The 13,102-nt window shown below is 65.4% G+C and carries 11 protein-coding genes and 1 pseudogene; 7 read left to right on the top strand and 5 right to left on the bottom strand.

What is annotated here, in order from left to right:
* The first annotated feature begins 64 nt into the window (after positions 1 to 64).
* The 5 genes from ACV7NL_RS24145 (at position 65) to ACV7NL_RS24125 (ending at position 4,639) form a co-directional block, all read left to right on the top strand.
* Positions 65 to 427 carry a hypothetical protein gene (locus tag ACV7NL_RS24145; protein ID WP_463357303.1) on the top strand — a complete coding sequence of 121 codons (363 nt, stop codon included), beginning with the start codon at positions 65 to 67 and terminating at the stop codon, positions 425 to 427.
* Complete coding sequence (locus ACV7NL_RS24140) at positions 424 to 2,049, top strand: relaxase/mobilization nuclease domain-containing protein (protein WP_463357302.1); 1,626 nt, start codon at positions 424 to 426, stop codon at positions 2,047 to 2,049. Before ACV7NL_RS24145 ends, ACV7NL_RS24140 begins: the two co-directional genes overlap by 4 nt.
* A 160-nt stretch (positions 2,050 to 2,209) precedes the next feature.
* Positions 2,210 to 3,490 (top strand): IS66 family transposase, encoded by a 1,281-nt coding sequence (gene tnpC, locus ACV7NL_RS24135; protein WP_056488440.1) that lies wholly within the window; start codon positions 2,210 to 2,212, stop codon positions 3,488 to 3,490.
* A 112-nt stretch (positions 3,491 to 3,602) separates the two neighbouring features.
* On the top strand, positions 3,603 to 4,148 hold the full coding sequence (locus tag ACV7NL_RS24130) for a winged helix-turn-helix domain-containing protein (RefSeq protein WP_463357301.1): 546 nt from the start codon (positions 3,603 to 3,605) through the stop codon (positions 4,146 to 4,148).
* Positions 4,139 to 4,639: an IS630 family transposase gene (locus ACV7NL_RS24125; protein ID WP_463357324.1), complete on the top strand. Its 501-nt coding sequence runs from the start codon at positions 4,139 to 4,141 to the stop codon at positions 4,637 to 4,639. The genes ACV7NL_RS24130 and ACV7NL_RS24125 overlap by 10 nt, the downstream gene beginning before the upstream one ends.
* Before the next feature lie 1,305 nt (positions 4,640 to 5,944).
* Here ACV7NL_RS24125 and ACV7NL_RS24120 read toward each other — a convergent pair.
* Complete coding sequence (locus ACV7NL_RS24120) at positions 5,945 to 6,580, bottom strand: nucleotide-binding protein (protein ID WP_463357300.1); 636 nt, start codon at positions 6,578 to 6,580, stop codon at positions 5,945 to 5,947.
* Positions 6,581 to 7,017: 437 nt separating this feature from the next.
* Between ACV7NL_RS24120 and ACV7NL_RS24115 the strand changes: the two are divergent.
* Positions 7,018 to 7,269 (top strand): annotated as a pseudogene (locus ACV7NL_RS24115) (hypothetical protein).
* Between the two features lie 639 nt (positions 7,270 to 7,908).
* Here the strand turns inward: ACV7NL_RS24115 and ACV7NL_RS24110 are convergent.
* On the bottom strand, positions 7,909 to 8,466 hold the full coding sequence (locus ACV7NL_RS24110; RefSeq protein ID WP_463357299.1) for a hypothetical protein: 558 nt from the start codon (positions 8,464 to 8,466) through the stop codon (positions 7,909 to 7,911).
* Positions 8,467 to 8,694: 228 nt separating this feature from the next.
* On the opposite strand from ACV7NL_RS24110, the gene ctrA reads away from it, so the two are divergent.
* Entirely contained in the window at positions 8,695 to 9,396 is a 702-nt protein-coding gene (gene ctrA, locus ACV7NL_RS24105) for a response regulator transcription factor CtrA (RefSeq protein ID WP_463357298.1), read from the top strand.
* Between the two features lie 74 nt (positions 9,397 to 9,470).
* Here the strand turns inward: ctrA and ACV7NL_RS24100 are convergent, their stop codons facing one another.
* The 3 genes from ACV7NL_RS24100 to ACV7NL_RS24090 all read right to left on the bottom strand — a co-directional run bounded on the left by ACV7NL_RS24100 (position 9,471) and on the right by ACV7NL_RS24090 (position 12,765).
* Positions 9,471 to 11,087 (bottom strand): AAA family ATPase, encoded by a 1,617-nt coding sequence (locus tag ACV7NL_RS24100; RefSeq protein WP_463357297.1) that lies wholly within the window; start codon positions 11,085 to 11,087, stop codon positions 9,471 to 9,473.
* Positions 11,088 to 11,208: 121 nt separating this feature from the next.
* Positions 11,209 to 11,658 (bottom strand): hypothetical protein, encoded by a 450-nt coding sequence (locus ACV7NL_RS24095; RefSeq protein ID WP_463357296.1) that lies wholly within the window; start codon positions 11,656 to 11,658, stop codon positions 11,209 to 11,211.
* Between the two features lie 117 nt (positions 11,659 to 11,775).
* On the bottom strand, positions 11,776 to 12,765 hold the full coding sequence (locus tag ACV7NL_RS24090) for a GIY-YIG nuclease family protein (RefSeq protein ID WP_463357295.1): 990 nt from the start codon (positions 12,763 to 12,765) through the stop codon (positions 11,776 to 11,778).
* Between the last annotated feature and the right edge of the window lie 337 nt (positions 12,766 to 13,102).

Raw genomic sequence — 13,102 nt, 5'->3', positions numbered from 1 at the left:
GGAGTGAGCCAGCAATGGGCTCGTCATACGCGACGTCCCGGCCCTCCCTCGGGACCGTCGTTCGATGCCGCGCTCCAGCACCACTCCTGCCACCTCCGGGACCTCCCTGCGACTGACGCTGGCAGAGCGCCAACGCCTCGATCGCGTCGCGGCGGCCCTCGGCCTTGGACCGAGCCGCTTCGCGCGGGAGGCGGTCCTGGCCGCCATTCGGCCGAACGGCGCAGATGCTGCGACCGTAGACAGCCGAGCCGTCCGCGCCCGCCTCCTGGCCCGCTGGACCCTCGAGATCGGCCACCTGGCCGACGAGGTTCGGCTGCTGGCAGCCGCACCGGCCGGCCAGTTCGACCCTGCGGCCCTCGCGGCAGTGGCGGGCAGGATCGCGCAGATGCATGCCGCCGTGGTCCGGACTTGGGAGGAACCCCGGTGATCGCGACCATTCGGCCCCGCGGCCGCACGCGTCGTAATACCGCCGCCCTGGTCGCCCATCTCGAGAAAACCGACTCCGGTCAGGTGGTCGACGTCGTCCGCATCGCCGGGAGCCCCGCCGGCGACATGGCCGGGGCGTTCGCGGATTTCGAGCGCATCCGGGACGGCAGCTGCGCCACGATCGCCCTCCAGCACTTGACGATCAGTCCCGGCCGGCCCTGGACGGCCGTCCAGCGCGACGAGGCCGTCAACCGGATCCTGGCGGCGCTCGGCGCCGAGCGCCACGGCTACGTCCTCGTCGCTCACCAGAACAAGCCACGGGCGCGTGGCGAGGCTGGCACTGAGCATTTCCACCTCGTGATCGCCCATGTCGGCCCAGGCTTGCGAGCGCTCGAACTGTCCCATTCGTATGCGGAGTTGGAAGCGGTGCGGGCAAGGCTGGAGTGCGACTTCGGCGAGCCCCTGACCCCGTCCCGGCGCAGCGCCGCGATCGCGGCGCGTCTGCGCCGGGACGGCTGGGACGTGGTGGCGGAGCGAGTCGAGGCGGCCGCCCTCGCGCAGGGCGAGCTTCCGCGCTCCGGCTTGACCAGCCGGATCCGGGCCTGGCTGGAACGACTCGGGATCGCCGCGCCCCTGGTGCGTGCCAGGGTGATGTTGGCTTACGCACTGGATGGGGCGGGGTTCGAGGCTGCTCTTTCCGAGGCGGGCCTCTCGTGCACACCTGGAGACCAAGTCGCCGGGGCCTGGGTCGTGCGGCAGGGCGACGTCCTCGTCGGCGCCCTCGACCGGCTGGTCGCTCACCCCCGCGCAGCGGTGGCCGCCCGCATGCAGAGCCTGATAACGAGGGTGTTTGAGACGGCCGATCCCCGGCTCGCCCCGGTCGAGGCCGCGCAGCGCGAGGGTGATCGGAACGGCGAGCTGCTCCCAGCACCGGTTGTCTGGATCGTCGACGGGATGGCGGATGTGGCGAGGTCGCAGCCTCCGCGCTCGGATGCCTCGTCCCCGCTCGCACAGTGGCGGGCGCGGCTCACGCAGGGCATCGCCCATGAACAGGGAGCCCTCGAACAGGCCCGACGGCGCAGCCCCCCTCCCCTTGATCGCCGGCATGAAGAGAGGGAGGCCAGGGCCAAGCGTCGCGACGCCCGAATCGAACGGGCCAAGGCTGCGGCTCTCGTGCAGACCCTCGAAGCGCACCAGGCTTCGCCCGGCATCCTCGCGCGGTGGTTCGGTTCGAAGAAGCAACCTGATCTCGAGCTCGTCGCGGCCCAGGCAGCCCTCAAAGACGCATACGAGAAGGAGGCCCGCGCCGAGGCAGAGGTAGAGAGCCTCCGCAATCTCATCGCACGCGAGGCTGCAGACTACAGGCGTCACATGCGGATCGAGGACGAGGAGTCTCAAACGGATGAACGCCATGCCGAGAGCCAGATCGCGCTCTTCGAAGACGCTCTCACCGTCCTGGCGCGAGAACCCTGGCGTGCAGCCATCGGCTTTAACGCCATCTACGATGGAGTAAGCCACCTACGTCGGGACGATCGGCTGACCGCGCAGAGCCGCCTGGACGACGATCCGACGTTAGTAGATGACCTTGAGGCATCGCTGCGATGGATCCCACGCGTCGTTTGATAAATCCATATGTTGCCGACGCCGCATCTGCCGTGCAGCTATGTGATCGTACTATCACATAAGAAAACAGTCATACTGTTTCCGGCTGATTGATTCGGGCTGGATTCCCGCAATTACCCAGGCCCTTGCGCGGGTCGGATTTCGCTGATTCCTTCATGGGATGGGGCGCAGCGATCTTGAGCGGTTGAGCCGCGAGGAGCTGATCGAGCTGGTGCTGCGGCTGCAGCGTCCGGACAAGACCTCGCGCACCTCCTCGAAGCCGCCAGCGACCGACCGCAAAGAGCGACGCGAGCAATCCAAACCCGGCGGAGCGAAGCCGGGACACGAGGGGCATAGCCGGGCGATCAGCGAGGATCCCGGCGCGGTTATCGAGCATCGTCCCGACCGCTGTTCATGCTGCGGCGGCGCCCTGCACGGCGATCTTCCCGCCGAACTCGTGAGCGTGTCCGAGCGGATCGAGTTGCCGGAGGTGGCGCCGGTCGTGACGCAGCATCGACGGTTGGCCGTGCACTGCCCGACCTGCGAGGCGCGGGTGGTCGCGCCGGTGCCGGAGGCGGCGCGCGGCACGCCGTTCGGCCCGCGGCTGCATGCGGTGGCGACGTATCTGAAGACCTTCCAGGCGCTGTCCTACGAGCGGCTGCAGGCGGCCTTGTCGGACCTGTTCGGTCTCACCCTCAGCCAGGGCGGTCTGATGAACCTGCTTCAGCGCGCGCAAAGGCGCTTCCGCTCCGGTCGCGAGGCCGCCGTGTCCGCCCTGCGCCGGGCCGCGGTGGTCGCATCGGACGAGACCGGCGTGCGCATCGAGGGCAGCAACGCTTACCATTGGGTCTTCCATTCGGCCGAGGCGGTCGTCCACCAGGCTTCGCCGACGCGGGGCGCCGTCGTGGTGCGGGAGATGATGGACGGCCACCGGCCCGCGGTGTGGATCTCGGATCGCTACACCGCACAGCAGGGCCACGCGGCTGCACACCAGACCTGCCTCGCCCATCTCGCCCGGGACGTCGCCTATGTCGTCGAAGTGAGCGACGACCCCGTGCCCTGGCGGCTGCAGCTCTGGCTGCACGCCGTGTTCGCCCTGGCCGAGCGCGTCACCGACTTGGCCACCTCGACGCTGGCCGCCAAGCGTCGGAGCCTGGATCGACAGCTCAGCCCCATCCTCGCCACACCGAGCGACTGCGACCTGACCCGAGCCCTCCAGGCTAAGATCGGCCGGGCTCGCGATCAGCTCCTGGTGTTCCTCGCCCATCCCGGCGCGGTCGAGCCGACCAACAACGGCTCGGAACGGCTACTGCGCCCGTCCGTGATCCAGCGGAAGGTGACCAACGGCTATCGCGCAATGTGGGCCGCCGAGGGCGAGGCCGACATCCGCACCGTCGTCGATACCGCACGCCTGACCGGTGCCACGCCCTTCGGCACCATCCTCAAGACCGTCGGCGCTTAAACCCCGCCATTATGGGCCTGGGTAATTACGGATTCCCAATGGTCAGTCATGGGTTTAGCCTCCGCATAGTCTTGCGGAGGCGGACATAGCTCACATCGCCGAACATCTGAGCGTGGAGGAACTGGGCCGGCGGGCTCGCACGAGCGAGGACGCCTGCGCGGCGCGGCACTATCAGGCGATCTGGCTTCTGGCCCAGGGGCAGACTGTGGCGGAGGTCGCCGCCGTGACCGGCTTCGTGTCGCGCTGGCTGGAGCAACTGGCCCGCCGCTACAACCAGTTCGGTCCCGACGTGCTGGGCGACCGCCGGCGCCGCAACGGCGCGCCCGCCCGGCTTCTGACGCCTGAGCTTCTGGATCGCTTGCGCACGCGCCTGGAGACGCCGCCGCCCGATGGCGGGGCGTGGAATACGACCAAGATCGCCGCCTTCATGGCCCGGGAACTCGGCCTCGCCTCGGTCTACCCGCAACGCGCCTGGGATGCGCTGCGGGCGCTCGGCTGGTCGATCCAGGCGCCACGTCCCAAGAACCCGGCGGCGGCCAGCCCCAACGAGCAGGCCGCCTTTAAAAAAAACTCGCCGCGACCCTCGCCGAGGAAGAAGCCCGCCATCCCGGCCGACCGGTCACGCTCTTCTGCACGGACGAGCACCGCATCGGGCTGAAGCCGATCATCCGCCGGGTCTGGGCTCCACGCGGGCAGAGGCCGACCGCGCTTGGCCATCACCGCTACGAATGGCTCTACGTCACCGCCTTCGTGGCGCCCGCCACCGGCGAGAGCCATTGGTACGTCGGCAACGGCGTCTCCAAGCCGCTCTTCGAGGGCCTGCTGGCGCTGTTCGCCCGCGAAGCCGGAGCGGGCGAGCGACGCACCGTCATCCTGCTGCTCGACGGAGCCGGCTGGCACACCGAACCCGGACTGCGCGTGCCGGACGGTCTGCGGCTCGTCTACCTGCCGCCCTACACGCCAGAACTCCAGCCCGCCGAACACCTCTGGCGCCTCGTCGACGAACCCATCGTCAACCGGCACTTCGACCGGCTGGCTGAAATCCAAGATCGCATCGAGAAACGCTGCCAAGACCTCGAAGCCGATCCAGATACCCTCAGGGCCAACACCCTCTTCCACTGGTGGCCACAGCAAATCATGCCGAACTAATCAACCGGAAATGGTATCACACCATCATACAAGGCAGTCCCGGTCCGGTTATCGGCAGTTTAGAGATACAAATAATCGGATATCTAGTTCCACCGAGCCATCGTCGAGTCAGTCTGACTGGTAGCCCCCTCCAGACCGGCAAAACGACAGACAGTCTATAGCTCCGAGAGTTCTGTGATCGATAAGGTCACGGGTATGCGCGCACGCTTTTGGTGCCGTCGACAGAAGCATTGTTGCGTTTCCAGACAAAGGAAGGCTGTCGGCCGATCACAGGTCAGTTGCTGACACCGCAGTGGTAACTTCCACTGCCTCAGATCGCGCTCCCAGGCATCTTCGATGTCCCATTGCCAGGGCATCGAAATCGGATCGTCGGGGTAGCGTATGGCCTCGCGGGACGCATGCATGGACACGGAGCCGGAAACCGGTCCTGGATCGGACCGTTCCACGAAGGGTGTCACTGCATCACGCGAGGGTCCCGAGTCCGGGCCCGTGTTCTGTTCCAGGCTCGTCAGTTTAGGAGCGATCGGAGCCGGAGCAGGTGGATTGGATACCGGTTGAACGATCGGAGGCGCGAGGGCATTCGGGTCGGACGGCACAACGTCCCTTCCCCTTCTCAGGTAGGCCGGACGTATCCAACGCAGGCGCCTGCCGTCGATCGTGACCCCACGACAGGCCACATGGCCCAGTCCCCGAAGGATCGCAATCGCGTTCGCGACGCTATGCGCATGCATGCCCGTTGCTCCACTGATCGCAGCATAATCGAGCAGGCAGCCGTCTTGTGCGAAGGACGGGTGCTCGCACAAGAGCCAAGCAATGCGGAGCCCGCCCTTCGTCACCTCGGTATCCTGCGACACCTGACTGCGCCAGTCCGCCATCATCTCCACCACGCCTCTCACATTATGATGTAGGTGAACAATAAACCAATCATATAACTATATATCTTCGACCGCCTTATCGAGGTAATACCCACGTTTCTGCAGCATTAACAGCAAGCCCTCGCGATACAGCTCCTGAGCAGGCATTCTCTTGTCATGGGCAATCTCGCGGATGAGATCGAACGTCTCCGCGCTGGCATACAACGAGCGCTGAACGTGCCGCGGAAGTGTTTGTTGAGGTAAGCCCTCAGATCCCCGAACGTGATGGCGGGATACAGAAGTCGTTCGGCCAGCTTCACTCGGCGCAGAGCTGGCGTCGGGAACATCCTCGTCGCGTAATGGCGCAGCCAGGGGGTCATGTCCCTGCGCAGGCGTCTGATGATGTGATGGTATCGCGTCGAACGCCGCCCGAAGCGGAACGCGTGGGGGATTAGCCATCGATTGCCTCCGTCGACATGCGTTGTTTCGTCCAGGCCCAAAGCTCGCGGATCTCGCTCGCCGCCTTCCCATTAGGATCGAGCTCCGTCACGCCCAGGCCGCTTGCGATCGCATCCCGGTGCGCCACCCGCTCCGAAACCACCGGTCCCACGAGGCCATTTTCTCCGAGCGTCGCGATCGCGTCGTTGGTTCGCGCGTAGGAAACCGGGCTCGCGCCGTTCACGACAAAGGCGAACGGCCTGCCCATGCCACCGATCCGTCGCGCGGTCGGTACGCCGGCCCATAGGTCGAGCACCGAGGCGCGAACCGGCACCAGGGCGCAATCGGCATGGCCGAGCGCGACGTCCACCCCCGGTCCGAACGTACCTGGTGTATCGACGATGCAGAGGCTCACCTCCGGGATCCGGCGGGTCCGTACGACCCATTGGTTGAAATCGGTGGGAGCGACGGTCCGAAACACGATGCCGCCCGCGCTCCGCAGCGCGCCCCAACTCGTGAGCGATCTCTGCGGATCGAGGTCGACGACGACAACCCGTTCGCCGGCCTCATATGCAGCGACCGCCAGGGATGCGGCGAGCGTACTCTTGCCACTCCCACCCTTTTGAGAGGCGAGGGTCAGGATCTGCATAGGTCACCATCCGCGAGATCGGGACCGCTTCCAGCGCCCGGTCCGGTGACGCCTGGAACTCTAGCAGAACGAAAAACCCCCTGCCAGGTGTGGCATACAACCATATAATGACATCGTCATATGATCACATAGATGTATGACGAGAGTGTCGTGTGATCAGGCAGTTCTACATCCATTTAGCCATACGATTACATAACCGTGTGATAGTCTTCCTATTGGCTTGTATGGATATGTGACCAATTGCCGATGTCGCGCGGTGATCAGACGCCGCGGCAGCTCAGCTGCCGATGCCGCCGGCGAGTGATGCTCGTCCCCTGCCGCATCCTATGCCAAGGCAGCGTCCGTTGAATTCCGCCTGATCTTCCCGATCATGCATCAAGGCTCCAAACATGAACCCCAGGTAGACAACCGATGTCGATCAAGCCATCGGCGCCCGCATCGCGGCTTTTCGCAAAACCAACGGCCTTTCAAAGGTCTTCGAGGCTCAGAAGGTCATTGAGCTGCGGCTGATGCGCTTGGCTTGGGGCGGCTGAGAGAGCCGGGACGAGATGCAGTTCATGGTGGCTGAGAAGATCGATGCAGCGATCGAAGCGACGGGTACGCTAATGATAAGCGACTCACCCGAGACCGTGATTGCGCGCTACCGGGAGCATGTGGCGGCCAACACCAAGCGCCTGAGCGCGGCTTGAGGCCGTAGCCCTTGTCGGCAGAGGATCAGGCAAACGTGGTACATTCTTCGATCGAAGCCAGCCCTTAAGGGTTCGAGCAGAGGCCGTCGGTAGTAAACCGAGGCCCTGGGCTTGGGCTATTTACCGAGGCACAAATCGCGTTTTGATTGTTCGTTCGCGGCCTGAATATCAGGATGAAGCCGGAGCATTGCACGCCAGCTTCAAGGCTGCTGAAGCGATCGGAAACCGACTTTGCACCGAGGTTATCGTTTAGCTCAGACTCGCTCGCGAGGAGCCTATCTGAAGCGCCTGGAAACGCAGCCTAGTGAAGCTTCACATCAGCTGGTAGCCTTGCAACGCTACTTCTAGCGTCCGCGTAGTAGACCCAAACAGCTGTCGTATCAGACGCAGCTTAGGGTGGCAGAAGCCCCGGCATTCCTGATTGCAAACTGAAGTCTCGATTTGGTGGTGGATTTTTCTATGTCATTGCAGATACGGGAGTTTTGTGCACTCTCACGTCTGACTTCGGGCAAGCCAGTTCATGCCGCACTATCAACTCCGGGTTCTGCGTCGCTTGAAGGACGGCATATCACCCGTTGAAACCATTCACGCCTGGATTGAGGCGGTGAATGGCGCACGGGCTATCGCGCAAGCCATACGTCAGACAGAAGTTGCCCTGACAGGCTGGTCCGGTGTTGCGATGCTGATGAACGAGGGCGGCGCCATGCTCTGGTCAGTGCGTAAGGACTTACCCAAACCTAGAGGACCAGGCGGCTGACCTCCTACGATGATCTGAAAGGTCTCAGGCGCCTGCTCGCATGCCAGAACGCTAGCTTTTGGAGCCTCACGTTCGATCGCCATCGTCCAGAGCCGCCAGGGGGTGCCCAGAGGTAGGAAGTCGGCCTCATTCAGGGTCCAATCGGGTCGCCCGTCCTGCGCCACCATCATCCGGAACAGCGTTTCACCCGGATCGCCAATCAGCACGACAGTCAGGGTGTTACATCCATCGTGCAGCCAGGACGTCACATCGTAGGTGAAGCCATCTTCGGCCGGGTCCACTCCCACGAGGGCGGGCTGCGTGACACCGTAGGTATTGAGGCTGACCATAGCGCGGCACCCTGCGCCCCACAGCGTGAGACGCAGCCGCTCCCCGGCTTGAATTTGCATGATGTGCCCCGCTTCAAGGGGCAAACTGACCGCTTCGCGGGTTTTCCACAACGGGAACAATCCACGAACCGAAACGCCTCGTTAACCATGTTGCGGCTCGGTCGCAGGCGTTCCAGTGCTCCTCCCAAGCTGCTCAAAGCGAATGATGCAAGCGTGACCGTGGGTTAGCGCGTCACCCTCCGACAACGGTCGTTGCCGGCTAAGTGGCGGCCGTTGAACCTTAACGGTTTGTTGCCGATGTTTCTTCAGGATGGCTCCACCTTTGGAGGATCCTGGCCCATGCGCGTGCTGCTGATTGAGGACGATGCCTCCGTCTCCGCGAGCATCGAGCTGATGCTCAAGTCCGAGAGCTTCAACACCTACACCACCGACCTCGGTGAGGAGGGGATCGATCTCGGGAAGCTGTATGATTACGACATCATCTTGCTCGACCTGACCCTGCCCGACATCTCAGGCTACGAGGTGCTGCGGTCCTTGCGTGCCTCGAAGATCAAGACGCCCATCCTCATCCTGTCCGGCATGGCCGGCATCGAGGACAAGGTGAAGGGCCTCGGCTTCGGCGCCGACGACTACCTCACCAAGCCCTTCCACAAGGACGAACTCGTCGCCCGCATCCACGCGATCGTCCGCCGCTCGAAGGGTCATGCCGAGTCGGTGATCACCACCGGCGACCTCGTTGTGAACCTTGATGAGAAGACTACCCTCATCGCCGGTCACCGCGTCCATCTCACGGGTAAGGAGTACGGGCTGCTGGAGCTTCTTGCCCTCCGCAAGGGCACAACGTTGACCAAGGAGATGATCCTCAATCATCTCTACGGTGGCATGGACGAGCCCGAGCTGAAGATCATCGACGTCTTCATCTGCAAGCTGCGCAAAAAGCTCGCCAACGCGTCCGGCGGCAAGAACTACATCGAGACCGTCTGGGGACGCGGCTACGCCCTCAGAGAGGGCGCGCCCGAGATGCGCGCCCTGGCCAGCTGAGACGAGACGGGGATATTCGTTCCTCCCCACCATCGACTCTTCAAAAGGCCAACCGCAGGCGAATGCAAGATTGATCAGTGCCGTCGGATCGAGACCTCACGTGCGGCGACCACCGTCTCGACGAGCCTGGTGAGGCGGCGGATCGAGCCGCCCGGCCAAGCCCGACGTATCGCATCAATCTCATCGGCGTCGAGCGCTGGTAAGAAGCGTAGGTCCAGCCCGCGGTTCGCCGCGATCCCGGCCAGGACGGGGGATAACAGAGCCTCAAGGTCATTCGCAGTCGGGGCCGGCATCTCGATCACCCGCAAACGGTCCAGCAGAGGGCTCGGCAGGGGGGCAATGTCGTTGGCCGTGAAAAGCCAACTCACGTGGCTGATGTCCACCGACGCCTGAAACGCCGGATCCGGATAGGCCCTCGCGGTCTCCGGTTCGAGCATCGGCAGAAGGCTGTCCCAGAGCCGCCCGTAGTCGCGGCGCGTCGAGGCCTTCTCGATCTCGTCGACGAGCATGAGCGGGTTGGCCACACCGTACCGTGCGATCGCCATCACGGGGTGGGCCGGTTCGGTGGACGACCAACGGCGGTCCAGACCGCCGATCGCCGCCCCACTATCGTGGGTCGCGTCGACCCGCCAGAGCCCGACGCCGAGATGATGGGCTATCCGCGAAATCAGCCGGCTCTTGCCGACCCCTGGCCTTCCGAGAATGACCGTGGGGCTGAGCCCGACATGTCTCCGGTTCGTCAGATCGACGAGGAGGCGATCGATCAGATCGGTCGCGTACGGGAACTCGAACCGCAGAGCTGCGCGCAACTCTCGTAAGTCCGGCACGGGCGCGAGCGAAACCGGCTTGCCGATGATTGCCTCGTAGCCTTTGGTCACGCTGCGAGCGCGATCGGTCCCAGTCTCTCGGACTTCGGCGATTACAAGCACCTGTCCGACTGGGATCGAAGTGGCTTGCGCCGAAGCGGGGGAGAGTTGAGGCGAGGCGCTCAAGGCCCGCGACGTCTCACGATGTTTAGCCACGGCCTTAGCCAAGGCCGCCTCGGCCTTGCGCCGACGCCAGCGCTCCCGCTCGCCGGCTTGGTCTGCAACGGGCTGGGTCAGACGCTCCCCGAACAGGATCAGAGCGCGAACCAGCAAGGTGCAGGTCAAAAATTCGGCGGATCCGCCGCGACTGAGAACGGCAGCAGCAGCAACGATAGATGAGGCAGCGGCGTTCGCGGTCGCATAGGCAGCTTCGAGCGCATCGGTCCATCCCTCAAGGAGGGTGGCTTCCGCGTCCCGGCCGTCGACATCGACCTCCTCGTCGTCGCGATCAGCAGGGCGTCCGAGGCCGAGGGAGGTCTGGGCCGCGGCTAGAGCGGGCAGGTGGAGGACGAGCCCCTGTAGGGCCTCGGCCTCGAGCCAGAGGGGCAGCGCGATGCGTGCAGCTGCGGCCGCATCGTCACCGCCACAGGACAGCAGCACAACGAGATCGGCAAGCGCCCGTGCGGCCGGCACATCACACGCGGCAGCGTGGTGGTCGAGAAACCGCATCAGCGTCTCCCGGGAAGCAACGAGCGCCGGATCGCACCAGGGATCGGCTCCCGCAGCGGCGGCGGCCGTATTCCAGGCCGCGGCCAGATCGATCGCCTCGGGCACGAGGGCCGAAATCTCGGCAACGATCCCCTCACGGGCGGCCGGGATCCGCAAGGCCGTGTCGAGGCAGAGGCGCAGGCGCCGCGGGAAGGCGGCGAGGATCAGACCCCGGGCCGCTTTGGCGTCGATGAGCGGTGCGGGTGCAGTCGAAGAAAATCCCATGGGTTGGTCCTCCTCAACGGCCCGGCGCGGTGATGGACAAGGAGCCCTGATGCCCGCTGTGGCGCCAAGCATGGGCGAGACGCAGCACGTCGAGATCGGCCCGGCGCCGGGCGCGGCGGCCGAGCGCATGCACGAGAAGAGCGCGGCAGGCCGGATCCCCGAGAGTGGCGCAGAGCAAGACGGCGGAGAGCGCCAGGTCGAGGCTGCAGGGGCGGGCGACGCCTTCCGCAAGGACCGTGAGCGCGACGCCGATCGCTGCGGCTGGATCGGCCTGGATCGCCGCCTTCCAGCCGGGGAGCTGTAGGGCCGGGACAGCAAGCAGGGTGGCGCGCAGACGCTGCTGTGCGAACACGTCGAGGGTCTCGGGCGGGAGCGTTCTCCACCAGGTCAGGGGCGCTTCGGACAGAGGGGAAGCGGGCATCGACGCCGGCGGGTTGGCGGTGGGATCGGACGCGTCGTTCATGAAGGCATGCCTCAAGAGGGCATCGGCGCAGGTGGCGCAGCGATGCGGAAGGGGGGAAAGGGGGTAGGCAGCGGAAGACTGGCTGCGGTCGGGTTCAAGCCGCAGCCGGATCTCAGGTCAGGCCATCGGCTTCCAGCTCGCCGCATGGACGTGGCTACCCGTCACGAACTTGGCCGCCGAGGAGAGCGAGGGCAGGTTGATGTCGTGGGTCAGTCGCCAGCGGTCGGTGCCGGGGATCCTGATCACGATGTCCGAGGCAAACAGGCGTTCGCGATCGAGCTGGATACCGGGCGGCATGGTGGCGTAACCGCTGCGGCGGATCTCGGAGCCGGCCCGGATCGTGACATTGCCATCGATGGCCACGGCGTGAGCCCAGACATCGCGGTGCACGAGGTAGAGCCGGCGGGGCTCGATCGGCCCGGCCAGGGTCGCGCCCTCGCGCAAGCCCGTCATCCGCTCGACGAACGTGGTCGAAGCGGTCGCCTCCCGGTCCGGTCCGGTTACGGCATCTCGGGCTGCGGATGAAGCGGTGCGTCCGAGTTCAGTCCGGGCCTCGGTATGGTCCGGCCGGATCGGCTCGAGCAGACGACAGCCGAGGGCCACCAGGCCGCGGCGGGCGTCGTCGAGCAGCCGCTCGAGCCCGATCCAGGTCGCGGCATCGAGGTCGGGCCGGCTCGGACGCGCACCCCGGAGGATGTGCGCCCGACCCGTGCTCTCGATCCGGGCATCGATCAGCCACTGCAAGCCCGCGACATGGTCCTTGCCGAAGAGCGGGTCGCGGCTGGTCAGGATGAAGACGGACGTCACGAAGCTCTTGGCCGGATCGCGGGCGTGACATCCGAGGCGCTGGCCGAGGTTGATTGTCTCGCCGTTGTAGACCGCCCAGCTGGTACCCTCGAGGTCGATGGAGCCGGCAAGGATGTAGGCGGCGATCTGCAAGCTCCCGGCCCCAGCCACGAGGGCGTCGCGGCGCGACCAGGGGGCAGCGAGCACGACGGCGGACGAGCCCGGGCTCGTGGCCATGCGCACGCCGAGCGGATCACCGTCGACGTGCTCGACGAGGCAGGTGGCGTGAACGGCGGACGGGTTGGTGAGAAAGAAGGACAAGCGGTCGTCTCCAGGAAAAAGACGCGCAAACGCACACGGCCGCGATGGATGCGGGGCGTCATGCGGCGGGGCCGAGTGCGCGAGGGCGCGGACATCGGACAGCCCGGGAGGCGTCAACGAAGGTGGTCGAGGGTCCTGCAGGCTCACCGCATCACGCGATGCGGCGGCCACGCGATCACGCGCTCACCCAACGATGTGATCACGCGCAGCGCGATCCGCGTCAGGGGGCGTGAGGCTCTCGAGCTTCAGGTCTGGAGGGGCGACCGGTCCGGATCGACGGCAGCGACGAACTTCTGCTGCGGGGACAGTTTCGCGAACGGCGCAACGCCGCTAAAGG

It is taken from the genome of Methylobacterium sp. Ger2507 (assembly GCF_055231875.1).
The sequence above is the reverse complement of the archived record's forward strand: the minus strand, read 5'-3'. Positions and strand labels throughout refer to the sequence as shown.

Coding starts and splice junctions, on each gene's coding strand:
- ACV7NL_RS24095 (WP_463357296.1), bottom strand. CDS start 11,658: ATGAACGACGCGTCCGATCCCACCGCCAACCCGCCGGCGTCGATGCCC.
- ACV7NL_RS24120 (WP_463357300.1), bottom strand. CDS start 6,580: ATGCAGATCCTGACCCTCGCCTCTCAAAAGGGTGGGAGTGGCAAGAGT.
- ACV7NL_RS24145 (WP_463357303.1), top strand. CDS start 65: ATGCCGCGCTCCAGCACCACTCCTGCCACCTCCGGGACCTCCCTGCGA.
- tnpC (WP_056488440.1), top strand. CDS start 2,210: ATGGGGCGCAGCGATCTTGAGCGGTTGAGCCGCGAGGAGCTGATCGAG.
- ctrA (WP_463357298.1), top strand. CDS start 8,695: ATGCGCGTGCTGCTGATTGAGGACGATGCCTCCGTCTCCGCGAGCATC.